At 39.6% G+C, this 25067-nt stretch carries 21 protein-coding genes; 5 read left to right on the forward strand and 16 right to left on the reverse strand.

Going from position 1 to position 25067, the window contains the following annotated elements:
• On the forward strand, window positions 1-422 hold a 422-nt coding region (locus O3C63_03615), incomplete at its 5' end, for a hypothetical protein (protein MDA0772011.1).
• Between the two features lie 262 nt (window positions 423-684).
• Window positions 685-1803, forward strand: a complete 1119-nt coding sequence (locus O3C63_03620; protein MDA0772012.1) for a M50 family metallopeptidase — start codon at window positions 685-687, stop codon at window positions 1801-1803.
• 144 nt (window positions 1804-1947) lie between these two features.
• Here O3C63_03620 and O3C63_03625 read toward each other — a convergent pair whose 3' ends face one another.
• The 9 genes from O3C63_03625 to galE all read right to left on the reverse strand — a co-directional run bounded on the left by O3C63_03625 (window position 1948) and on the right by galE (window position 12396).
• Entirely contained in the window at window positions 1948-2469 is a 522-nt protein-coding gene (locus O3C63_03625) for a hypothetical protein (protein ID MDA0772013.1), read from the reverse strand.
• Window positions 2470-2476: 7 nt separating this feature from the next.
• The gene (locus O3C63_03630; GenBank protein ID MDA0772014.1) at window positions 2477-3973 is read right to left on the reverse strand and encodes a menaquinone biosynthesis decarboxylase; all 1497 of its coding nucleotides are present in this window, start codon (window positions 3971-3973) and stop codon (window positions 2477-2479) included.
• A 155-nt stretch (window positions 3974-4128) separates the two neighbouring features.
• The gene (locus tag O3C63_03635) at window positions 4129-5904 is read right to left on the reverse strand and encodes an alpha amylase C-terminal domain-containing protein (protein MDA0772015.1); all 1776 of its coding nucleotides are present in this window, start codon (window positions 5902-5904) and stop codon (window positions 4129-4131) included.
• Between the two features lie 46 nt (window positions 5905-5950).
• The gene (gene glyQ / locus O3C63_03640; protein ID MDA0772016.1) at window positions 5951-6817 is read right to left on the reverse strand and encodes a glycine--tRNA ligase subunit alpha; all 867 of its coding nucleotides are present in this window, start codon (window positions 6815-6817) and stop codon (window positions 5951-5953) included.
• A gap of 57 nt (window positions 6818-6874) precedes the next feature.
• Window positions 6875-8206, reverse strand: a complete 1332-nt coding sequence (locus O3C63_03645) for a hypothetical protein (GenBank protein MDA0772017.1) — start codon at window positions 8204-8206, stop codon at window positions 6875-6877.
• Window positions 8207-8258: 52 nt separating this feature from the next.
• Window positions 8259-9137 (reverse strand): sulfotransferase, encoded by an 879-nt coding sequence (locus tag O3C63_03650; protein MDA0772018.1) that lies wholly within the window; start codon window positions 9135-9137, stop codon window positions 8259-8261.
• Window positions 9134-10093 carry a sulfotransferase gene (locus O3C63_03655; GenBank protein MDA0772019.1) on the reverse strand — a complete coding sequence of 320 codons (960 nt, stop codon included), beginning with the start codon at window positions 10091-10093 and terminating at the stop codon, window positions 9134-9136. The genes O3C63_03650 and O3C63_03655 overlap by 4 nt, the downstream gene beginning before the upstream one ends.
• A complete protein-coding gene (locus O3C63_03660) occupies window positions 10080-11312 on the reverse strand; it encodes a flippase (protein ID MDA0772020.1) in 1233 nt (410 codons plus the stop codon). The genes O3C63_03655 and O3C63_03660 overlap by 14 nt, the downstream gene beginning before the upstream one ends.
• Complete coding sequence (gene galE, locus O3C63_03665; protein MDA0772021.1) at window positions 11299-12396, reverse strand: UDP-glucose 4-epimerase GalE; 1098 nt, start codon at window positions 12394-12396, stop codon at window positions 11299-11301. The genes O3C63_03660 and galE overlap by 14 nt, the downstream gene beginning before the upstream one ends.
• A gap of 181 nt (window positions 12397-12577) precedes the next feature.
• Between galE and O3C63_03670 the strand changes: the two genes are divergently transcribed.
• Both O3C63_03670 and O3C63_03675 read left to right on the forward strand, forming a co-directional pair.
• The gene (locus O3C63_03670) at window positions 12578-14416 is read left to right on the forward strand and encodes a 2-oxoacid:acceptor oxidoreductase subunit alpha (GenBank protein MDA0772022.1); all 1839 of its coding nucleotides are present in this window, start codon (window positions 12578-12580) and stop codon (window positions 14414-14416) included.
• 67 nt (window positions 14417-14483) lie between these two features.
• Window positions 14484-15539 carry a 2-oxoacid:ferredoxin oxidoreductase subunit beta gene (locus tag O3C63_03675; GenBank protein MDA0772023.1) on the forward strand — a complete coding sequence of 352 codons (1056 nt, stop codon included), beginning with the start codon at window positions 14484-14486 and terminating at the stop codon, window positions 15537-15539.
• A gap of 136 nt (window positions 15540-15675) precedes the next feature.
• On the opposite strand, the gene O3C63_03680 is transcribed toward O3C63_03675, so the two are convergent.
• The 4 genes from O3C63_03680 to O3C63_03695 form a co-directional block, all read right to left on the reverse strand.
• Window positions 15676-16278: a response regulator gene (locus tag O3C63_03680; GenBank protein ID MDA0772024.1), complete on the reverse strand. Its 603-nt coding sequence runs from the start codon at window positions 16276-16278 to the stop codon at window positions 15676-15678.
• A gap of 125 nt (window positions 16279-16403) precedes the next feature.
• Window positions 16404-17774 carry a sensor histidine kinase gene (locus tag O3C63_03685; GenBank protein ID MDA0772025.1) on the reverse strand — a complete coding sequence of 457 codons (1371 nt, stop codon included), beginning with the start codon at window positions 17772-17774 and terminating at the stop codon, window positions 16404-16406.
• A 2-nt stretch (window positions 17775-17776) separates the two neighbouring features.
• Window positions 17777-18967 (reverse strand): tyrosine--tRNA ligase, encoded by a 1191-nt coding sequence (tyrS, locus tag O3C63_03690; protein ID MDA0772026.1) that lies wholly within the window; start codon window positions 18965-18967, stop codon window positions 17777-17779.
• Window positions 18968-18972: 5 nt separating this feature from the next.
• The gene (locus tag O3C63_03695) at window positions 18973-21096 is read right to left on the reverse strand and encodes a tetratricopeptide repeat protein (protein MDA0772027.1); all 2124 of its coding nucleotides are present in this window, start codon (window positions 21094-21096) and stop codon (window positions 18973-18975) included.
• A 241-nt stretch (window positions 21097-21337) separates the two neighbouring features.
• Between O3C63_03695 and O3C63_03700 the strand changes: the two genes are divergently transcribed.
• Window positions 21338-22378: a zinc-binding dehydrogenase gene (locus O3C63_03700; GenBank protein MDA0772028.1), complete on the forward strand. Its 1041-nt coding sequence runs from the start codon at window positions 21338-21340 to the stop codon at window positions 22376-22378.
• 130 nt (window positions 22379-22508) lie between these two features.
• On the opposite strand, the gene O3C63_03705 is transcribed toward O3C63_03700, so the two are convergent.
• From O3C63_03705 to O3C63_03715, 3 genes are all read right to left on the reverse strand, one after another.
• Window positions 22509-23174, reverse strand: coding sequence for a hypothetical protein (locus tag O3C63_03705; GenBank protein MDA0772029.1), 666 nt, complete (start codon window positions 23172-23174; stop codon window positions 22509-22511).
• Between the two features lie 37 nt (window positions 23175-23211).
• The gene (locus tag O3C63_03710) at window positions 23212-24183 is read right to left on the reverse strand and encodes a hypothetical protein (GenBank protein ID MDA0772030.1); all 972 of its coding nucleotides are present in this window, start codon (window positions 24181-24183) and stop codon (window positions 23212-23214) included.
• Between the two features lie 210 nt (window positions 24184-24393).
• A complete protein-coding gene (locus tag O3C63_03715) occupies window positions 24394-25056 on the reverse strand; it encodes a hypothetical protein (protein ID MDA0772031.1) in 663 nt (220 codons plus the stop codon).
• Between the last annotated feature and the right edge of the window lie 11 nt (window positions 25057-25067).

The following is a 25067-nucleotide window of genomic DNA, read 5'->3' on the forward strand; positions in this document are numbered from 1 at the left end:
CAGAAAAATGGGCTAAATTAATTGACAAAATCAAAACAAAAAATCCAGAAACCGAAATCTACATACTTGGAACAATTAGAGACTTAATAGTGATTGAAGAAATTATCTGCCAGACTAAATCACCATTACATATCGTTGTAAACAAAAGCCTTCAAGAGCTACCGGAATTTTTTAGTGAAATGTCTACCGTTATTGGAGTTGACACTGGTCCTTTGCATATTGCTGCAGCCAGCCTCTATGGATCTAATGCCACAATTATTGGCTTGTATGGCCCTAGCTCTGGAGCCAGGACTGGACCTTATGGTTTTGAACATATCAGTGTAGATGAGTTTACTAATCACCAAGCCTGTAATAAGCGAAAAGATGATTATTCAATGAAATTAATTTCGGTTGATACCGTTATTGCGAGCATCACGAAGTAAACCACTAAAGTTTTCTGAACGTCATTGCGAGCGAAGCGAAGTAATCTAGTTGATAGACTTAGCTTCTACACTGGATTGCTTCGTCCCCTTCGTTACACTCAGGGTCCTGGCAATGACGGCTTAATTCCTTGGTCTACTATACGTGAGTCTTAAGAAGCTTATGCGCAAACCTGAGACGGTGATTAGCTCAAATTATTGAGCTGTTAGGATTGTCACGCCCGTCAAACTCGCAATAACAAGAGAACCAGTTATAATAATAAGAATGGATTTCCTCTTTGTCATAATTAGCTTATTAATGATCACCGTACTAATCGTGGTACATGAATTTGGGCATTTTCTTGCAGCCAAGTACTACGGCTTTCAAACACCAGTTTTTGGAATTGGATTACCATTTGGACCATCAATCAACCTTGGCAAAAGATGGGGCACTCAATTTAAGTTTTACTGGGCACTTATTGGTGGCTTCGTAGCAATCCCTGAGCTTGGTGATGAAACTGATCCAGACACAATCAAAGAATACAAGATAGACAAACCGCTTAGAGAGTTTCCTGTGCACCAAAGAGCTGTCGTTGCCAGTGGTGGTATTGTTTTCAATATCTTGTTTGCTTTTTTACTTGCCATAATCATGGCTGCTACAATCGGCTTGCCAACTGCCAATGCAACCAACAGCATCTCTGCTTTCATAGATGAAGCTAGCGCCGCTCAAGCTGCCGGACTTAAAGCGGGCGATCAAATCATCCAAATAAATTCAACACAAATCAACACTGGTACAGAATTACAACAAGCAGTCAAGAGCTATAGCTACCAAGACATCAATGTCAAAATCAGAAGAGAGACAAGTGCCAAACAATATCAGATCATCAACACCAAATTCTACTCCAAAGGTAGTCTAGGAGTAATACTCGGACACCAAAAAGCCTATCAAAAATATCCAATGAACCCACTTACTTGGATTATTGAAGCCTTCAAATTCACAGTGAATACCATGATTGGAATGCTAGTTTCAGTGATTGCGATCTTTGCTTCTCTCTTTAGCAAAATCGCTTCTCTCTTTGGAGCGAGCGTTGGACCGGCTGTCGTTGAGCTTGGAGAAGTCAAAGGCATAGTTGGCATTGTGCAAATTATTTCTCAAGACATCAAATCAAATGCCTTTCTTTTATTGGAGTTTGCAATTTTGCTTAGTCTCAACCTTGCTGTAATCAACGTCCTGCCAATCCCAGCGCTTGATGGCGGGCATCTGGTATTCATGGCTTATGAAGCTATTGCTGGCAAAAAACCATCAGAGAAAGTGCTCAATGGCGCTATGCAAGCTGGTTTTGTGTTTTTACTTAGTATTATTGCTTTGACCACTTTGAATGATGTTAAGAATTGGATTTTTTAAATATTCACATTAAAACATGGTGAGCCTATTCGAAAATCTTCCATGTGCAAGGCCCACGAGAGCCCGCAGGGCGTTCCCGAAGTTTGCTCAGGCAAATGAGGGTGAGTGAAACACAGCAGATAGAGGTTTTTTGCGGATAGGCTACTAATCAGTCAACTTAGCTACAACCGAGCCACCCAAGAACCAAGCAATCACTTGATCAACGAGCATAACTAAACTATAGTCTAGTCCAAAGCCCCACCAATTCATGTTTGGCACGCTAGCAACTATAGCTGTTACAAGACCAATGACAGTAACAAACCTAACCTTGCCCCAATAATTTAATCCCGTTGTTTGCATCAATAACCAAGTAATCAAAAAAGCAATAAGGATTTGTGTGGCTAAGCCCTTAAGCATCATCACTGGTGACATCTTTAGTCCCATTGGATTTAACGCAATAAAAGCAAAAGGTCCTGTAGCTTCATGATTCTCCATCGATGGCAAAGAATAAATCGCAGGTTCTTTTGAATCTATATTTTGCAGCAAACTCAATTGCACAGCTTGTTCATTCTTGAATGACTTAATAGTCATCGAATGCCAAGGTAAAGCCATCCAGGAAATCATTCCCCAGGCAAAGACAGCAAGTCCAGTGAGCATTGCGGTTTTATAAATACAAGAGCATTTCATTCTTATATTATAAACCAAGTTTTATCCATTTCTGATCAACCCTAGCCTTAATCTCATCAGACATAGTAATCAAATCTGGCCATTCTCTAGCAAAGCCTTCATCAGCCCATTTGCGCGTGGCATCAAAACCAGCCTTGGAGCCGTAGCCCATAATTGGTGCAGCGTGATCAAGAATATCCACAGGTCCTTTAGTAAATAAAATATCACGCTGCGGGTCAGTGTTGCCAAAGGCATACATAGCTGCTTCATTATAATTATGGATATCAACTTCTTTATCAAAGACAATAATATATTTCGTCCAAGCCATCTGTCCCACTCCCCAAATAGTGTTCATGACTTTTTGGGCATGCCCGGCATATTGCTTATCGATTTTGATCAAAGCGCAATTGTGAAACACTCCATCCCAAGGCAAATCCATGTCAATAATCTCAGGACAAATCATTTGCAAGAGTGGTAAGAAAATCCTCTCAGTTGCTTTGCCAAGATAGCAATCCTCTTGCGGCGGGATGCCAACAATAGTTGTCGCATAAATCGGATTCTTGCGATGCGTAAGTGCTGTCAAATGAAACAAGGGATATTTATCAGCAAGTGAATAAAACCCAGTGTGATCCCCGAAAGGCCCCTCAGTCACTGGATCTTCTTCAAGATCAATATAGCCCTCTAGTACAATTTCTGCTGTCGCCGGCACTTGAATATCTATAGTCTTGCATTGCACTAATTCAACGGCTTTATTGCGAATCATGCCAGCAAGGATCATCTCATCAATTGCAGCAGGTAAAGGAGCAGTACCGGCATAAGCTATCACTGGATCAGTACCAATCGCAATTGCCATCTCCATGCGCAAGGATTCTTTATCTCCATCCTTAACTCGCTTAAGTGATTTTTTGTAATTATGCGCGCCGTCGTGATGCTTGTGCCAGTGCATTCCAGTGGTCACGTTGTCAAATTTTTGCAAACGATACATTCCAACATTACGTCCAGAACCCAGTGAATCAGGGTCTTTGGTAAAAACAGAAGTGAGAGTAATAAACGGTCCGCCATCCTCAGGCCAGCACTTGAGTATTGGTAGCTTGTCGAGCATGGGCTTAGCATCTTCTGGCTTGAGCACTACTTCCTGGCAAGGCGCATTGGTTACCGTCTTTGGAAGGAAATTACGCGCCTGAGCGAGCTGAAATAATTTAGCGATCTTGTCACTCATCGCTTCAGGAACTTCTGGTTTTATAAACTCTCTAATACGATCAGCAATTTGATCGTATTGCTTAACACCGAGTGCCATTTGCATACGCTTGTGCGAGCCCATTTGATTTATCAAAACTGGCATAGCATAACCCTCAACATTCTCAAACAAGAGTGCTTTGTTGTGAGACCCTGGTGCTTTAGAGACTCTATCTGCAATTTCTGTAATTTCTAAATCTGCACTAACAGACTCAGTGATGCGTATTAATTCACCAGCGGATTCTAAGTCAGTTATATATTCTCGGAGATCTTTGTAAGGGAAGGGCATTAAGGATGATTATAGCAAGCCTAGAACCATGGAGCTATAGACCAAAACTGTTCAGAAAGCTCCCAGATGCAAGGCTTGCGAATTTTCTGCAGACTGAGTTGACTGAGCCGTCAATGATGGCTGCAGCAAATGAGCGTAACGCCGCAGATGGGACTTTATGGGCAGTTTTTAAAGATGAGAGCGGAGCGCGGTGGTATATCCATCTTAAGACTATAAGGTCTATTATTAGACGGCCTGTCAGAACTATAAACACCATCATCATTGCCATTAGCAAGTCCAGCGTATTTGGCAGCGTCGCTATTCAATAGCTCAAGATACAAACCAGGCTGCGGCACTCCAAGTAGATGTCCCTTAATGTCTTTACTGTGCAAGTTCATAATAAACAAAACCAATTCTTTGTAATCACAAGACCAGCGCAAAAAACTCACCAATCCATCTTCACCATAGTTCAACCATTCAAAACAGCTATCTTTAAAATCAGTACCAGAGAGTGCTTCATTCTCAGCATAAATCTTATTCAAGTCCGCTACATAAGTTGCAAGATCAAACTCATTAGAGTCCAAACCCAAAAACTTACGAGAGCTAGTACAGAAATATTCTTCCATCATAGAGTTTTCCATTTCAAAACCCATTTGCAAACTATTCATAAGCTCTGCAGAGCTTAATTTCTTTCCCGGGAAAGCATAACTATAAGCAAGGATCAACTTGACGGTGTTCAGATCCAAAGCTTCAAGGCGGGAATCAGCAAAGTTGAGCATTTGGTTTTCAGCAAATGCATAACTAGAATTGAGATGTAATTTACTTAGATCATCAGGCGTAATGAAATAATCAACGATAGCTTTTTCAAAACTCGTATTCAAACTCATATTGAAGCCAAAACCACCTCTGTATGTAGGTTTAGTCAGTTCAGGCATACCACTATCATCTTCTATTACAGTAAAAACTCCTTTGGATCTACTATAAATTACCTCAGTTAATGACTTCATAAATTCAACCAAAGCATCTGACTTGTGGGTTAATAATTTACGCCTATCATCTTGCACCGTACTAAAAAAGAAACCATCAATATGATATTCTTCAAGCCAAAAAACAGCACTGGATAAAAGCATATTGTTATTGGTTTTCTTCGCATAATCCGACAATTGTCCAAATACCGGCAAATCCAAAACCAAACCAATTGAATTGCTGTGTAAGTAATTCACAAAACACTTGAAGTCCTCAGGATTACCATGCACATGATTTGCTGCAAAATATTGATAGTCCTTGCCATAACTCAAGTCTTCAATAGCATCAACAACAGAACTCAAAAGCAAATGAGTAAAACCTTTGGATTTCATCTCTTCAACAATCTCTTTAGCCAAGGCTTGGTAATTATTTTCCTCACCAGCTAAGTCATAGCGATAAATAGAAATTGCATTCACCGAAAGTTCATTTTGTTCTCTTTGTTTAATCCAAGCTACATCATCCCACTGATAATCATCATCTTTATATACTGAAGCGAGCCTGCTGACCAAGCCTTGCCTATCAGTTGCAGCTAAAGGTTTAGCAAGACTCGCTCCGTCTGTAAAACCAATTTGCTTAGCATAAGGATCATTAAGGTATTCAACTCTACCATCTTCAAATTGAAGAGCAAATTGATAAGCAAAATCTCGCTTGAGATTTGGGATAAAACTAGACCACAATCCAGCATCAAAAATCTTAGTCATTGGATTAGCATTCAAACGCCAGTTATTAAAATCACCAACTACAGAAACTGCCTTCACTTTGTTTGACCAAAATCCAAAGCTTATGCCTTCTTGATCATCAAGCCTATTTTTATTTACGCCCAAGAATTTATATGCATGATAATGCACCGACTCTGTGTATGAATAAAAATCATACTCAGAAATCAATTCTGCTTTCTGGGGCTTTGTTTTTATTAAACCAAGCACTGCTTATAATGTATAGCAATTTCGTAATCTTATCAACTCCGGGTTATTACGAAATTGGGGATAAGGATTTTGCTGTGTAAATCCTGGCTGTTTTCTCAGCCAAAGATCTAATCTCTAAGATATAGTTTTGTCTTTCATCCTTGCTAATGGCGCCTCTAGCATCTAATAGGTTGAAAGTATGCGAGCACTTAAGCACATAGTCATAAGCCGGTATCGCAAGCTGGGCATCAAGACAAGCCGTCGCTTCACTAAAATATAATTTGTACAAGTCTAATAATCTCTCAGAACTACTCACTTCAAAGTTGTACTTACTTTGTTCAACTTCATTACGATGATAAACATCACGATAAAGTACCTTCTTACCATTATGCTCATGCCAAATCAAATCATAAACCGAGTCAACATTTTGCAAATACATAGCGATGCGCTCAAGACCATAAGTTAGCTCTACGGCAACAGGTTTAATTTCAATGCCACCGGCTTGTTGAAAATAAGTAAACTGAGTAATCTCCATGCCATTAAGCCAGACCTCCCAACCGCAACCCCAAGCACCAAGTGTTGGACTTTCCCAATTATCCTCAACAAAACGAATATCATGCTCTAGTGGATTTACGCCAAGCGCTTTTAAACTATCCAAATAAAGCTCTTGAGAATTACTTGGATTGGGTTGCATGATCACTTGATACTGAAAATAATGTTGAAGACGATTTGGATTCTCACCATAACGCCCATCAGTCGGTCTACGACAGGGCTCAATACAAGCCATCTTCCATTCTTTGTTTGCCAGCACCCGCAAAAAAGTTGCTGGGTTCATGGTACTTGCACCCTTCTCGATGTCATAAGGTTGCATTATGATACAGCCCTGGTCCGACCAGAATTGATTGAGTTTGAATATGATTTGTTGGAAGCTGATCATTTGATAATTGTATCAAATCTAGTGCCTCTTAGCTAAAAGCTAGTATAAAACTAATTACTCCGCAAGTATAGGCGAACCTATCGGTATACCTACTATTGGCTTTACTGGACCTCCTATAGGCAAAGGATTTGTAGGGTACAGCCCTGGAGGATTTGTAGGGTACAGCCCTGGAGGATTTGTAGGGTACGGCCATGGAAAAATAAATTCTTGAGTTGCGCAATCTCCATGACCACCAATTTTTTCCCAATAACCCTCGCCATCTTCATAACTAAAATATGCACACAGTGCTCCAGACTTATTCATATAAATATCTCCCATTGCTGGGTTTTCTGGTGGCGAGTTCAAAGGCTCTAAACGCATCGCATCACCAATATGAAGCTTACGTTGAGGGTCTAGCGTGCCAATACCAACTCGACTATCTGGCTTATAAAAAAATTCAGCCATTGGCAGCAAAGGGTCACTAACATTAGTAGTTGTAGCGTAATCACCAATATACAATGCCGCTTCACCATAGCCAAGTACTATGGATTTTTCTCGAGCTACATTGGTCAAGCCAGAACCGATTGCAATTGCATCACTACTAACCACTAAATTACTAGAACCTATGACAACACTGCGGTTCGCTCTTACAGTGTTTGAATCACCAAGGACAACTGAGTGATATCCTTGAATGGAAGACCCAGAACCAAGTATAGAGGAGTCACCTCCTTCAATATGAGAATAAGTACCGACCACAAATGAGTTGTAATTCTTCACTTCTGGATCATTAGGTAGGCTATTCAGAAGTAAATTATTTGCTTTCACATTGCCAAAGCCAGCTTCACTAGCAGCAATAACCTTAGTTGTGACAGAACCACTAACCTCAAGATCACCACTAACAAAAAGCGTCCCTGTGCTAATATGATCTGCCGACACATTACCAAGATCAGCCTCAACTGTTTTAAGCTTATCCGAAATAGTACTCGTAGCTTTTATTTGAGAGCTAGTCAATGCAGCTGAATCAAGTCTGGTAATTCTAGCAGATGAAGCCCTTATACGACTAGAACTTAAAGTGCTAGTATGAAACCGGCTAGCGGAGCCAGTTCGTAGATTAATGTCTCGAGCATTTATTTTAATAGCTTTAATATCAGCAGCGACATCAAGCTTAGTGTTGATATTAACACTAGCAGCATTCACTTCTAAGCTAGGCTTACTAGTACCAAAGCCTACTGCAAGACTATTCGCCTTGTCATTTTTAAAATGATGTCCAATAGCAATTGCACCATTAACCGTTGCCTCTGCTCCATTACCAATACTTATTTTGTCGTCAGCTAATACCGCCAAACCTGTAAGCCCAATACAAGAGATTATCAAACTAATTTTTATAAAACTTTTTTTCATCATCATTCACCTCATCTTTCCTATTTTTGATACTTATCAACTCAATATTAAGGGCTAGTTAAATGCAAGAAGATAGTTCAGACCGGTGATTTTTTAATTTACTTGCAATATAATCCTTCATCGACTCTCTAAAAGCCTTATGCCAGCTTGAAGGGCAAATAGACTCTAGCTTAATTAAAATCTTAGTAAGCTCGACTTGTAATTTATTAAACTTGAGGGCACCAGGATTGAGACGTGTTTTTGTAAATAGCTTATTAAACTGTCTAAGTACAAAACAACTCAAAAAAGAAAGACCTTGATTAGATAGACTGGCATAAGGTAAATCCTGCAACTCTTCAGCTCCTGCAAAACTAGTGATCTTAGAGCAAAATTCTCGAGGGGCTTTGACAAAATCCTCATAATGCAAAACTAGAACATCATTAAACAAACTCTGATAATAATTGATTAGTTTATTGTAATTAAAATGCTCAAAATTAAACAAAGGCACAACAGCAAGCCCATCACGAGTTGGCTCTATATAGTCCTTGAGAGAGCAAACTCCACCACTCTTAACATACTGCAAATAGCAAGAAGCAATTGCAGCAATAGGCTCACGGATCACAATCAAAATCCGCGCATTTGGGAAAACCGCTGCAATCCTATCAGCGTTTTGCTTGCTATCATAGCCGCCAGAGTGCGGGTTACCTGAAATACGTTCACTTGAGACGACAGGAATTTTTTCTTCAAATCCACTTGCATCTTCATCAACTTTAGACTTGTACCAAGCTTGAACTGAAGCAGCATCAAAATCCAAGCCATGAGGCAAAATGATTTTGTCACGAATTTCATTTTTGGAAATATATCTTTTGAAACCAAGCTCGTGATTATCAAGCAAGTTGTGTTGTAACCACGTAGTCGCTGTCTTGTGATAGCCAATATGTACTAAGGGCTGCTTCACGAAACAAGCTCACTTTGTTTTGAACAATAACCGTAGGCTGCTAAATCCAAACCTGTCAACTCAGCCAATTCCTGATTTACTTTTTGGTATCTATCGCCAATTGTCTCTTGAATAATTTTATTCAATCTATCGTCAAAGAATTCATGCACCGACTTAGGTATTAAAGAATCAATCGCAAGTATTTTGCCATAAGAGCCGCCTTCACCAGAACCTGTCCCCAAATAGCTTTGCTTCTTACCTAATGCTGATGGATTAAGCCTAGTCTTAGCAAATAACTTATTGCTTTGCCTCAAAAACATCGAACTTAAACTAGAGATGCGTTTATTTTTTGTTTTGGTAAACGGCAAAGTCTCAGCTGCAGCCAGTCCAGTAAAATCAGTGATCTTCGAACAAAAACCGACAGGGTTGTTTTTGAATAATTCAAACGGCAAAACTAAAACCTTGTCTTTGCCAAATAAATCATAGTAATAACTCACCAAGCGACAATAATTAAAATGCTCAAAATTAAAAAGCGGCAAAATCGGAATATTGCGCACTGTTGGCTCTAGATAGTCATCAATTGAACATGGTCCGCCTACTCTAATATATTGAATATAACTAGAAAATATTGCAGAGACCTGTTCTCGAATCACAATCAAGACCTTGGCTTCAGGAAAACTAGCATAAAGTCTATCAGCAAGCTCTTTACTGTCATAGCCGCCAGAATGTGGATTACCAGAAAGGCGCTCGTTACTAATTACCGAAACAAACTCTCCGTTAGTCACGCAAGAATCATAATAGCTACGCAATTCAGTTGCCTTAAAATCAAGTGCGTTAGGCAAAACTATCCTGTCACGAATCTCTGATTGAGCAATAAATCTCTTAAAACCATAATCATCAAACAAATTAGCTTGAAGCCAGCTCGATGCTGTCTTATGGTAACCAATATGAATGAGTGGTGGTTTACTTGTTTGCATATTTAGTTTGATACCTCAACTGCATCAGCACAAATTTGGCAAAATTGGCTGCAATAGTTGCCTGTATCGCACCAATGATACCAAAGCGTGGGATAAAGATGCAATTCAGTCCTATATTTAGAAGAATACTAATAAGTTGAATTATATTTCTGCCTTTGTGATCCGCTTTAGCAGCCAGTAACATATTAGGTGCAGTATTGAGGAACCAAAGTAAAGCAATAAAAGCAAATAAAGGTGCCAATTGAATGGCAGCCTGATATTCTTCATTAAAGAACATCGCCAGGACTGGTTTTGAGAAGAAATAAATACCTAAGAATAAAGGCAAGCCAGCAATAAGCAATATCATGATTAATTTTCTTAGTATCGGCTTTAGTTCTTCAGTACTTTTGACTTTGTGTAGTTGTGGCAAAAATACTTGCCTAATAGAAAGTGGTATCATTTTAATCAAACGATTGAGCTTTGATGGAATAGAATAAAAAGCAACTGCGCTTGGCCCCAGAAAATAATTAAGCATCAACCTATCTACCTTATTTTCAGCACCATCAAGAAAATCGAAAATCCCATAGAGTGCTGAATCCTTCATCATCGGCACAATATCTGGCAATGAAAGACGAGGCTTGATTAGATTCATCGTTGCAAAGAAAGATATCAAAAACTTGATCACTTCCATCAAAACAAAAGCATAAACAAGTTCAAGCAAACCTCCAAAATACTTGAAGACAACGAAAATTAATCCAAGTTTGATTATTTTATTAGTTGCTGTAATTGTAGCAATCAATTTAAATTGATCCAGTGCTCTTCTTACAACTCCAAATATATTACTTAGGCTCATAAAAAATTCAATCAAAACATACAGTCCGATAATTTCTACCAAAACAGGGTCTGAGTTAAATTTACCGGCAAGAAAATATATCAATAAGCCAATAGGAGTTCCAACTAGCAAGCGAACTAGCAAGGCATTACCCATTGCGTCCCTCAAACCCTCATTAAAACCATCAACATGATTTGAAGCATATTGAAAGATGGAGTTTTTGAAACCCATAGTATAAAAAAAAGAAAACATCTCAACAAATGCTTCTGCGGTAAGTAAAATTCCAAGCTCATGAGGCTTCAAGAATCGTGCAATTAATACAGTTGCAAAAGCAGTTGCCGGAATAACAACGACATTACTCAAACTTAAGTATGAAAATGATTTAAATAAATTTTTACCTGTTTGCATGAAATTTTTTGCGGTGCTCTAGCGCATCCTCGATTATTCTATCAATGGAAGCTCTCTCTGGCTTGAAAAACCCAGCAGCAATAGCTTTAGTGTTATCAGCAACTAAACGATCTGGATCACCAGCACGTCTATCAGAATACTCAAGCGGAATTGCTTGACCAGCCATCTTTTCTATTGACCGCACGATCTCCAGTACCGAGAATCCTTTGTTGTAGCCAAGATTGTATGCTTGATTAATGCCTTTCCCTGACTTAAAGAGATCTAAGGCAGCAATGTGCGCCTTACAAAGATCAACCACATGAATATAATCTCTGACTGCAGTACCGTCCGCAGTATTGTAGTCAGTACCAAACAACTTAAAAATCTCACGATGTCCAAGAAGAGCATCTAAAGCAATTGGAATAATATGACTCTCTGGTTCATGCTCCTCGCCAATATCACCATAAGCTCCTGCAACATTGAAATAACGCAATGCAATATATTTAAAATCCTCTTCTTGAGACTTGAGTTCTAAGTATTTTTCAACCGCTAATTTATTTTCACCATAAGGATTGATTGGCATAAGCTCAGAATCTTCCTTCAAAGCAATATCCATAATTGGTAGTCCATAAACAGCCGCCGTACTAGAAAAAATCAAATTCTTGATTCCAAGATTAATTAATTTATCAACCAATACCGTTGTCTTTATATAGTTGTTTTCTTTGTATAGACCCGGCTTCTCAACAGATTCAGCAACTTCAATAAATGCAGCAAAATGCATAACCGCTTCTATATTAGACTTGTTTTGAAAGTCGGAATTATCTCCAAAGGCAACACGCGCATTCCGCGCGGTTCCGACATTTTGTGTGTCGACATCACTAGCAAAACTTCGTTTTGCATGATGTCTATTATGCTTCCCAACAATCTCCTCCAAAATCTTCTCATCAGAAATACATGCCTGATAAAATTCTATTCCATCAACTAAATGACTTGGTTTCGACCTTGAAAGATCATCAATACCAATTACTTGATAGCCAGCCTCAAGTAGAAGTTTGCAAGCTATCGCTCCAATATATCCAGCACAACCTGTTACAAGTATTGCCATAAGCACTAATAATACCAGTAAAGCTAGAATCAGATCTTAGCTAGCCACAATAGACTTGTTTTGAAAGTCGGGATTGTCCCAGCTTGCAAAAGATAACTCCCAGTCTCTCTAGGCACAAATATTTAGTTAGCCATAAACATTGAGGGTATATATAGACTATATAATATTGAGAATAAAGACCATGTCAACCACCAAAGAAAAACTTAGTTCAGTCACCATTCGCTTTTGCGGAGATAGTGGCGATGGAATGCAATTAACTGGAAATCAGTTTACAACGACCAGCGCACTTTTTGGTAATGATATCGCAACATATCCCAACTTTCCAGCAGAAATTCGCGCTCCTCTTGGTACTTTAGCTGGTGTCTCCGGCTTTCAAGTTCGATTTGCCTCTAACAATATTTTTACAGCAGGTGATGAGCTTGACGCACTTGTAGCAATGAACCCAGCTGCAATGAAAACCAATCTGGAAGACCTTAAACAAAACGGCATCCTTATTATTAACGAAGATAGCTTTACAGACAGTAATCTAAGCAAAGCAGGTTTTAATCCTGAAGAAGATATCCTCGAAACTTATAGATCCAAATACAGAGTTTACGAAGTGCCAATCACCAAGATGACACTTGAAGCACTTAAAGATTCACCAATACCGTCCAAACTCAAAGAGCGCTCTAAGAATATGTTTGCGCTTGGTTTGATGTATTTCTTATACAATAGATCACTTGAACCAACTATCGAATGGCTTGAAGGCAAATTTGGTAGCAAACCAGATGTCCTAGAAGCAAATATCAATGTAATGAAAGCTGGTTACAACTTTGGTGATACTTGCGAGATGATTCAATCAACTTATGAAGTACCCAAAGCTAAAATCAAGCCTGGTAAATATCGCAACATCACAGGTAATGAAGCGCTCTCTATAGGTTTTGTTGCAGCGAGTAAATTATCTAATAAATCATTATTTCTTGGTTCTTACCCAATTACTCCAGCTACCGAAATTCTTCAAGAACTAGCGAAGTATAAACACTTTGGTGTGAAGACATTTCAAGCAGAAGATGAAATCGCTGGAATCGGTTCAGCAATTGGTGCTAGCTTCGCTGGTCAACTTGCGCTTACAACTACCTCTGGTCCTGGGATTGCGCTCAAATCTGAATTCATGAACCTGGCAATGATCACTGAATTACCATTAGTGATTGTTGATGTAATGAGAGGCGGACCAAGTACCGGTCTTCCAACCAAAACTGAACAAACAGATTTATTACAAGTGCTTTATGGGCGTAACGGTGAAAGCCCGATCCCTGTTCTTGCAGCAAAATCTCCATCAGATTGTTTTGATACAGCAATTGAGGCTTGTCGAATCGCACTTGAGTATATGACTCCAGTAGTGATTTTAAGTGAGACACAAATTGCAATTGGATCCGAACCCTGGCTATTACCCAATATTGAAGATCTCGCAAAAATCAAAACTCAAAGCCACACAGATCCTGATACTTTCCAACCTTATAATCGTAATAAAAATCTAGCTAGACCTTGGGCAATACCAGGAACACCAGGTTGCGAGCACACTCTTGGTGGTCTTGAAAAAAGTAATATCACTGGTAAAGTAAACCTAAGCGCTGAAGTGCATGAAGAGATGACGAGAATTCGCGCCCAAAAAGTCGCCAATATCGCCAAGCATCTTCCCGCTACAGAGAGATACGGTGAAACCAAAGGTGACCTACTCTTGCTTGGCTGGGGCAGCACTTACGGTTCAAATAGATCCGCAGTTGAAGAGTTATTAGCACGCGGCTACAAAGTTGCGCAAGCTCATATCAAGCACATCAACCCACTTCCAAATGATCTAGAATCAATTCTCAGAAACTACAAGCATGTAATGCTACCTGAACTTAACTCAGGACAGCTCAATATGATACTGAGAGCAAAATTCTTAATCGACATCAAAGCAGTTAATCAAATTAACACTAAACCATTTAACCAAAGTGACTTAGTGAGAATCGCTGAAGAAATAATTGAAGGGAAGCGTTAATCGAGTCGTAACGACTTGCCGCGTCGTAGCGGAGCGAAGACGGGAGAGAAGACGGAAGGAAATAAAAATGGCAACAATTACAAACACAGACCCTAGTACATTAACCAAAAAAGACTTCGTTGCTGAAGGCGACGTTAAGTGGTGCCCAGGTTGCGGCGACTACTCAATCCTCTCTTCAGTACAAACTGTTTTACCGACACTTGGTATTCCCAAAGAAAAGTTCGCATTTATCTCTGGAATCGGTTGCTCAAGTAGATTCCCTTACTATATGGACACTTATGGTTTTCATACTATTCACGGCAGAGCTTTAACAGTAGCTTCTGGTGTCAAAATGTCTAATCCTGATTTATCAGTTTGGGTAGTCACCGGTGATGGTGATGGCTTAAGCATTGGTGGTAACCATACTATGCACGCAATCCGCCGTAACATGGACCTCAAGATACTTTTGTTTAATAACAGGATTTATGGACTTACCAAAGGACAATACTCACCAACTTCTGAACAAGGCAAAGTAACCAAAACATCACTCATGGGTTCTATTGATAGACCACTAAATCCAGTGAGTTTTGCAATTGCTTCTGGTGCAACATTTGTTGCAAGAACAGCAGCACACAATCCAAAACATTTACAAGAAACCCTAAGAGCAGCTGCAGCTCACAAAGGTACTGCATTTGTAGAAATCCTACAGAACTGCAACATCTTCAATGATGGTGCTTTTGCAAAATACTTAAACAAAGAAACTAAAGAAGTAGAGAATTTGTTTCTTGAAGATGGTAAACCATTATTGTTTGACAAAGACAGCAGAGGAATTGTACTTGAAAGTGGTAGCCACCCTAAACTAACAATTGAAGCTAATGATGGCAAAACCAACAAATTTATCACCCATGATCCTAAGGCTGAAGATGCAACAATGGCATACCTAATCGGTCGCCTTGGTATTGATGAACCATCGATGCCAACTGTGATGGGAGTAATTAGATCTGTAAACCACAGCAGCTATGACGCTGCTATAGCAGAGCAAGAAGCTGCTTCTATTGCCAAAAAAGGTGAAGGCAAATTAGAATCATTACTCTTTAACAGTAGTACTTGGACTGTTGGTGATGAAGTTACAGCTAATAAGTAGATTCTACAAACTCTATAAAATTGTTAATCTGAAAAGCCCCCTTAATTTTAACTAAATTAATTTATAGTTATGACTAGGGTTAAAACTGTTTGAAACAAGTTTACAAAATTGATCAGAGCTTAGCAGAAGAAGAGAACTAACCAATATTCTTCAAAATAGCTTCAGAAATAGCTTTCAAGTTAGATCTTTGATCCATAGCAGCTTTTTGAATTCTTCTATAAGCGGTAGTTTCATCGAGATTGAATTTTTTCATCAAGAGCCCTTTGGCTTTTTCAACTATTTTACGAGTCTCAAGTTTGCCACTCAACTTGTTTAGTTCATCTTTGAGCTCTGTCATTTCCATTGCTCTAGCGATCGCAATCTCAATAGCTGGAGCAAGGTCAGCTTTTCGTAAAGGCTTGGTGAGATAAGCAAAGACACCAGCCTTGGACGCTTCTTCATATAATTCTGGCTGACTATAAGCTGTCAGCATAATAATTGGCACACGACGTTGGATCTTTTCTTGGACCTCTTTAGCTGCAGCGATGCCATCTTTATTGGGCATGCGGATATCCATAAACACGATATCAGGCTCATGCTCTTCAATTGCTCTCACTGCTTCATCACCATCCTTGGCTTCAGCTACTACTTTATATGTAGAAGCTTCTTCCAAAAGTTCTTTAAGATCCATACGAATCAAAGGCTCGTCATCAGCAATAACTACTTTAATAAGATCTGGATCTAGTTCAGTCGTTGTCATTAACCCAATTTTAGCATGTAGTTGCCCCTTTAGAGGATTTTGACTTTTAGGGCAAGTCTAATAAAGTATTACGGTGTAATCTAGCGCCCTAATGCAGAGCTACGGGGAATTAAACCCATGAGCGATTAAACAGTCAACGGCATTTTAAGTTGAACTCTCACACCACGTTTACCGTCTTCTTCATAATTATCCACACTAAGCTCGCCACCCAAGCTTTCTTCAGTTATTGTACGCACAATTTCCCAACCTAAACCTTTACTGAGCTTATAATCAAAACCCTCAGCAAAACCACCGCCATCATCTACGACAAGCATGGTAAGGAATTTCTCATCATTAAACAGTTTAATGTCAATTTTAGTTAATTGATCTATGGTGTGCTCAAGTGTGTTTGAGAGGATTTCATTAAGTACCAAAGCAAGGTTGGTAGCATCTTCGCTCACTACAAAAACTTTGTGCGGGCAATCATAATTCACGGTAATTTTCTCAGCACCAAAAGAGGAAATCAAACCCTTGAGAATCTTTTGTACCAAAAAACCAAAATCAATAGTCTCAATATCATGAGAACGAGATAAGTATTCATGCACCATTGCAATACTATTAGTACGATTGATAGCCTCATTAAAAGCCTCCGCCAACTCTGGATTACGGCGTTTTTGCATTCTCAGTAATGAAACAACTGTCTGCAAATTATTCTTCACCCTATGATGAATCTCCTTGAGCAAGGTCTCTTTGACTTTGATCTCAGAATTATCCTTAAGTAAAACCACCGACATCTCACCGCTCAATCTCACATGGCGAGCAGCGATAGTACGTTGACGTAGACTTATTTCTTCAATTGCTTCTATAGAAAGTCCTTCGTCTTTGCCTTTGTACTTGCGCGGGAAACTGGCAAATAAATCATCGAGAGTCTGCCCGACTAGCTGCGAACCATGTTCCGCAAGCTCGGCAATCAAATTAAATGCTAGTGGATTAGCAAAAAATATCCGATCTGGCGCCTTAACAATCAAAGCCCCCTCACCAAAAGCCACATGCGGGAATCTCGTGCCGTCTTCAATTTTTTCCTTGAGCGCTTTAATCAAGTTATCAGCCATAAAATCCCAATGCTGCCCTAAAATATTACGTGTCACATAGATATCTCGCTCAACGGCAATCACAGCAAGCACATTCCCGTCCTCTCTAAGACGAATTGGGTAAGCAAACTCCTGGATTCTTCTGTTATTAATCACCAAACCATATTGTCCGAGAATTGGTCTACCCAACTTAAATGCTTTATCAACTGAAATATCTTTATGAGCTAGGAAACGTTCTTCCTGACTTTGATCCATAGTCTTAGGTCCAAGATACAAAGAGTCCTGGTTAGGATGAAAATAATTATGGATAGTAATTCCATTGTCACTCTTAACAAAGAGCCTAATACTAGCCTGCAACATCTCAGAAACAAACTGAAGATTGTGATCTAGTGATTCTATTAGTTGGGTGATATTGGGTTGAGTCATCACTATGACAATCTCACAAACTTGCGCTTCCCAGCCTGCAAAACTGCTCCATTACAGGGATCTAACTCAGCCAACGGGTCACTAAGCTTGACGCCATCAAGCTTCACTCCGCCACCTTGGACTAATCGCTTTGCTTCACCCTTGGTCTGGCAAAGTCCTGCAGCCACCATAACGTCAGCAAGAATATTGCTGCCATTGAGTTTATATTCAGGAATAACATCGGGGATTTCTTTTTGAGCAAATTGTTTAGCAAAGTTGGCTGATTCTTGTTTGGCTTCATCCGCTGAAAAATAAATTGCCACAATAGTTTGAGCCAGCTGGTCTTTGATATGTCTTGGATTCTCTCCCGACTCAAGTCTTGATTTAATTGCTGCCACTTGTGTAGGATTCAAACGAGTAGCCAAAGTAAAGTAATCCAAAATTAACTCATCAGGAATACTCATAGACTTGCCAAACATCTCTTTGGCGCTGTCATTGAGCGCAATAAAGTTGCCAGATGTCTTAGACATCTTCTTAGCGCCATCAAGACCAATCAATAAAGGCATGCACATGCAAAGCTGTGGCTTTTGGTCATTGGCTTTTTGCAAATCTCTACCTACCATCAAATTGAATAATTGATCAATACCACCGAGTTCTATATCAGCCTTGATCTCTACACTGTCCTGTCCTTGCAAAAGTGGATAAAGAATCTCATGGGCATAAAGCGGGTTACCATCTTCAAGCCTCTTACCAAAAGCGTCCTTGGCTATCATTTGATTGACAGTTACTTTAGAAGCGAGCTTGACCATATCGGTCATTGTATATTTATCAAACCAATCAGCGTTATTGACCACTTCTACTTTATCCAGATCAAGCACACGCGAGACTTGCTCAAGGTAGGTCTTGGCATAGCCGGCAACATCCTCGGCACTTAAGGATGGGCGCATTTCATTACGTCCAGAAGGATCACCAACTTGCGCTGTGTAACCACCAATCAAGAGGACCGGTAAATGTCCAGCTTCCTGAAACTGCTTGAGCTTTTGAATACAAACCATATGTCCCAAATGCAAATCGCTACTAGTAGGATCAATTCCAAGTTTAATTCTTAGCTGCTTACCATCAGCCTTGGCTTTAGCCAATAATTTCTCAAGAGCTTCTGAACCACCAGGCTTCAGCTCCATCACTCCACTCATTAAATTATCGATATCTTTCACAGAGCCTACAATGTTTGGGATTGCGTTATTAGATCCGCTCCTCGCAATGTACGGCTACTCAACTCTTCCATTAAAAGATCTGCTTCAATAGCTTCCGGTTTAGCATCCATGGTTTTGCGTATTTCAGCCTTAAGGTTTTCATCTGCGGATTCTTCTAAGAATTTAGCCCAAAGCTCACTTGCGTTTTGCTTTTCACCTTGCTGCCAGTAAGCGAGTCCTAATACATAATAGGTTTGCAAGAAATTAGGATTAATCGCTAATACTTTTTCATAGTGCTTAATAGCAATTGCAAGTTCATTGGATTCTTGCAATAACAGTCCATAATTATAGTTGGCAAGTACATCTTCAGGGTGTGACTCACTTGCTTTTTTGTAGATATTAATCGCTTCATCTTTAAAACCAAGCGCCTTAAAATTATTTGCTGCACCTAATAGCGCATTTAAATTCTCTGGGTTAGCCTGTAAAATCATTTGATATTCAGCAAGCGCTTCATATAGATTGTTCTGCGCATGCAAGAGATTTGCAAGCTTGAGTCTTGATTCTATTGTCTGGTCAAGCACTGAAGCTAAGCGCAATTGGTCAACTGCTTTGCGCTCCTTAGAGACATGCACCAAGAAATCAGCATAGAGATTACGCGCTTCAACATTCGCTGGGTCTTTTCTCAACCAATCATTGATGATCTTTTCAGCTTCTTCATCCTTGCCTAAAGCTATCTTAATGAAGCTAAGTTCCTTGAGGACGTCTTTTGTTTTATCAAATCCGGCTTGTTGCGTTTCCTCGTCTAATAATTTTTCAAAATTGCTTTCTGCTTTCTCGAACTCATTAGTTGCTTTGTAAGCAACAGCCAAGTTGTAATGAACGTTGTTCTTAATTAACTTTCCTTGCGCTGGCAAATTTGCTGCAACGCTTAGCTGTTCTGTTAATAAGCCAATGTAATACTTCGTGGCAATTTCAATATTGCCTTGCTCGTGTTCAAGGACAGCCAGGTAGAATAAAGTCTCTACATCATCAGGCTTTTGCTCAAGAACCTTTTGGTAGCCCTCTTTGGCAAGATCAAACTCAAGACTGTCGTGATAGAGTCTAGCCAAATTAAATCTTGTTTTGTGATCTTTTGGATCTAGTTCGATTGCTTTGTTGTAACTTACAATAGCTTCATCAAATTTGCCGAGGCTCTGGTATAAATAGCCACTGACTGAGTATTCACCAATCTCATCAAAGACTTCAATTGCTTCTTCAACTTGATTATTTGTCCAGAGAGTGTAAGCCAAAGCTTTTTTCCAATCATGATTGTCTTTAAGTTCTATCGCTTTGCGATAACTCTCAATTGCAAGATCATAGTTTGCTTCAGTTCTAGCAACAAAAGCGATATCAGCATAAATATGCGGCACCATCGGATCAACTTCTCTCGCGAATTCATAGTTCTCACGCGCTTTATCAAATTGCTTTAATGCAAGCCAACAGTCTCCCAGATTTTTGTGCATGCTGTAGTTATCAGGTTGATAGCCCAAAACATAGTTATACTGCTCAATTGCAGCAAGATAGTTCTCAGTAGCTTGCAATGCTGCACCCAAGTAACCTCTTGCTTTAAGATTATCAGGATAAACCAACACTATTTTACTAAAAATCTCGATTGTTTTTTTAAACTCTTTTTGTTCGAAATATAAAGATCCAAGACTGGTATTTAATAAAGCATTATCAGGCTCAAGGTTAGCGGACTTAGACAAAAACTTGATTGCCTTTTCAGTCTCACCAATACTTTGGTAAGCTCTTCCCAGCAATAAAGCAACCATACTGTCACCAGGTTTAATTGAATTTGCTTTAGTCAAATATACAATTGACTTGGCAACACTCTTGTCTTTAATCTCACCTGAGCTATCAGAATATAAATGCATCAGACCAAGTTTGGTCAAAGTCGCAAAATCTCTTGGTTCTATATCACTTGCAACTTGAAAACTCTTGACGGCTTGTAAACGGTTTAACTCTTTCTCTGACTTAACAGCGGTTTCATATGCTGAAATGAATCTATTTTGTTCGATTTCGTTGTCATAAGCCCTAGCCGGAATGGCCAATATTATGGTAGCAACGGCTGCTAGTATGATTTTCTTTGAATTATTGTTCTGGTTTAACATGTTAAATTCGTAGAGTATTTCTGTGTAGAAATACCCTAAGTCTCAAAAGAGACTACTTTATTATACTATTAGGATCCTCTTAAAATACAAATTCTCAACCCTTATCTGACTTTCACTTGGCAGAGCTTGCCTATTTTGCCGGTTTTATTTATAATACCAGGCGCTAATACATAGACGCTATATCGTCTAAAAGGTTCTCGCCAAATAGCCCAAGATAAAAACAGCTGCTAAGATATCGCCTATGCTCTCCTGGCTCTTTTACGGTCCCAAAGATATTCGCTTAGAAGAAATCCCAAAACCCATAATTGGCAAAGGAGAAGTCTTGGTCCAAATTGCAGCGGCCACTACTGGCGGCACTGACACTAAAACCTATCTTAGGGGTCATCCTCGGATTATCAAAACTCTACCTTCTGCTTTTGGTTATGAATTTGCTGGGGAAATTACAGAAAGCAATATCGATGGATTCAAGGCTGGCGATAGGGTAATTGCAGCGAACACTGCCCCTTGCTATGAATGTTTTTTTTGCAAAAAAAAAGAATTTCAACTTTGCGAGAACCTGGATTTTCTCAATGGTTCTTTTGCCGAATACATTAAAATCCCTGCACAAATTGCAAAATACAATCTTTACAAAATTCCTGACAGCATAGATTACAAAGCAGCAGTGATGACTCAAACCCTAGCTGTTGCTTTGCAAGGATTTATCAAAACAGAAATTCAAACTGGTGACGTTATTGCAATCTATGGACTTGGTGCAATTGGACAATGCTTTATTAAGCTTTGTAAGAACTATATCGATGGTGTAACTGTTGTTGCAATTGGCAGGTCAGAGCAGAAACTCAAACTCGCTAAAGCAAATGGGGCCGATCACTGCCTCAACTCGTCACAAGGGGATTGCCACATCACGCTTCGCGCTCCTTGCAATGACGGTGGGCTTGGCTATAGCTACGGCGCCGACAAAGTCATAGAAGCCGTTGGCAAGGTAGAAACTTGGCAAGAAGCTATGTCACTAGTGCGTCCTGGAGGCACTGTCAACTTTTTTGGAGGAGCGCCCAAAAGCAGCAAAATAGAATTAGATACTTATCAACTTCATTATCAAGAAACCAAAATTATTGGTAGCTTCCATCACCAACCTAAATATATTAAAGAAGCACTTGATTTGATTGCTTCAGGCAAAATCACAATGAATGATTTGATTAGTCATGAGATGAAGCTGGAAGATCTAGAGCAAGCTTTGCAGATGATGATTAATGGGGAAGCGATGAAGGTGTTAATAAATTCATAGAGCAAGGAAAAGCTGCCTCGAAAGTTCAAGAACAAGGCATTTTCGAGCAGCGGAACGGAGTTGACTGAGCCGTCAATGATGACTTGTCTTGACGAGCGTAACACAGCAGATGGAGCTTTTCGAACAGGTTCTAGGCGTCTAGGCGGAAGCTGCCGTCAGCCCCTGCTATATCCATATTCCCTCTAGCCTTCCACTCAACAAGCTTGAGTGCAAGCTCTTCACGTTTGGCTTTACGCCCTTTGATACCATCTTCAAGTGCTTGAATTTCTCGTTCAATTCTATCGATATCAGATTTCTTGACTCGTTCTTGATCAAGTTCTTTGGTTAATCCATCGAGCTTGCTCAAAGCAAAATCATCTTGCCAATCAAGCTCACGAATTTGTTTGTGAATTTGTCTGTCGAGCTTTTCTTTATTGTTTGGTAAAGTAGAAAGAGTATCAACAAAGTCTTTGATATCTATTTGTCCGATTGCCATCATCAATAAGATCTCTTCTTTTTTACGCTTGAAACCAGGAACTAGTTTTTTACAATCTTTGATATAGTGATCCAAATCAAAAAGTATTTTTTTCACACCAACGTTTTTGAGTTTTTTTAATTCTTTTGCAAATAATCTAAGATGCTCACCCCAAGCTTCTGGCGCTAAGGCATCCCAAAACTCTTGAAGCTCTGGTGGTGGTTCTGCTTTTTCTGCCTTACCGTAAGAAAGCACAGCAATTCTGATAGCAGCCTTTGCCATCATTAAATCGCGCTCTTCTCTCAACTGTTTTGCAGTTTTTTTAGGCTCTTCGGTAGCCATTACTAGTATTTTACCCTGGTCTTAGGAAATTAGTCACCTAGGCCGCTTGCAAGCTACCTTCCGGCCACTTAGGGCTAGGCAAACTAGCTGCCATCATAATAACTCTTTCGTGTTTTGATACTTTGACTTCAGTTTGAATAAATTCTTTTGGTTTCAGTCTCACTCTATTTCGATCTGCCATTTGGCGTGATATATATAATTCTTGTTTTAAAGCAGTCGAACTACCATGAGCCGTAGCTAAGCTAGTATTCAAAGCCTGCATGTCTTCTTTATTGTTAGGATCAATTTTGTCAGCAAAAAATCTCATTGCATGATCACCATCAACCATTTCAGCTGGTGTCATGCGAGTAGTTTCTTTTAAAACATTTTCGTGAAAGCCATTAATTAAACCTTGTACTTCTTCATTAACTAAACCATCTATCGTTTGACTATCAACAAAACGAATAAAAGGTTTGGCCTCTGGTCCGCCTAAGCGCAAAATATCATTGCGTTTCTTCTTAAGATCTTTGCGTGCTTTGGCATCTGGATCAATGTCTTCAGCAGATTGAGCTAGATGAGACACTAAGCTCTGATCTTCAGCTGCCTTACCTTCTTCAGCTAAAGCATCTTCCAATCCAAGCGAAGCATTATTGAGATTGCGAGCTAATCGCTCACGATGTTGGCGTTGTTCTTGTTCACGAACATTGTAAGGATGACTTGCGAATCTAGAAACCAATTCAGTTCTAGCATTGCCAGTTTCAGTTCTACTAGAGTAAGAATCAACTTCGGCTGATCGGTTTTGTTCTACTTGTTTATGAATTCGTTGTGAATCTAATCTACGTTGTACAACTTCATTAGCAATTGATTGCTTGTCTATAGTTGGTGTTGCAGCTTCTGTTGTTGGAGCTGTCTCTACAGGAGTCTGCGGGGCCGTCTTGCGAATGCTCTGCCCATTAGAGTTATTTGCTCTAAGATTTGGGTTATAAGGGGAATTGAATCCACCTGCTTGTCCGCCGCCTAATTCAGACATTGTTTTCCTTTTCTTCTAATCATTGTGTCTCTCATGATTTCTCGACTCGTGGAACCTATAGTTCCAAGCTTTTCCTATGTACTATATGTAAAAAATTTAGATTATGCTTCAGTTAACAATCAAGAAAAATTTCTAAAATCTAATTTTCTTACAAAAAAAATGGGCTCCAGTGGAGCCCATAGGGAGGGAGGGAGAATTGTAAACCTGTTCTTAAGTGCTCGCTTCAGAGCTACCTGCTGCTGCTTTTAGGGCAATACCCTTATCAGCACTAGCACCACTTGAACTGGTCGTTGAACTTGTTATTGCAGAGCTATTTGCATTAGTTGGACTAGCCAAACCTTTACTAGCTACTTCCTCAGAGCCTGCCTTTGGAGCTTCGGCTTCTTTAGTAGGGACAGCTGCTTGCTCCACAGATGCTTTTTGTAATTTCGCTACTTCAGCTAGAATTTCTACTTGGGTCATTGGTTTATCAGAACGTACTATGTCATCACCAGTAAACTTAGTGAGCCCGGGAGCCTTACTAGAACTGTCTTTGCTAGTAGTCTTAGCATCATCCTTTTTCTCTTGAATTTGTTTTTTGTTTTTGTCTTTAGCTTCTTCTTTCTTAATCGCATCTTCTTGCTTAGCTTCCCTTTCATTACTTGCAACTTTACGTTCATAACTTTCTGCCTGTCTATGCTGTGCAGAAGCAGCAGCCTTCTCCGAAATCGCAAATGCTAAATCAGCCATAGCTTTGGCAACTTTGGCTTTGAGGCCTTCGGATTCATTGGGACCAGCATTAGACTCGTCTCTGATTGCTATGGAAAATGCTATTTGAGCCTGGCTTGCACTTTGAGCTGCGTCATTTAATTCTTGTCTTGATTCAATCGTCATTTACATACCCA

The organism is Cyanobacteriota bacterium, from assembly GCA_027618255.1.
Classification (GTDB): domain Bacteria; phylum Cyanobacteriota; class Vampirovibrionia; order LMEP-6097; family LMEP-6097; genus JABHOV01.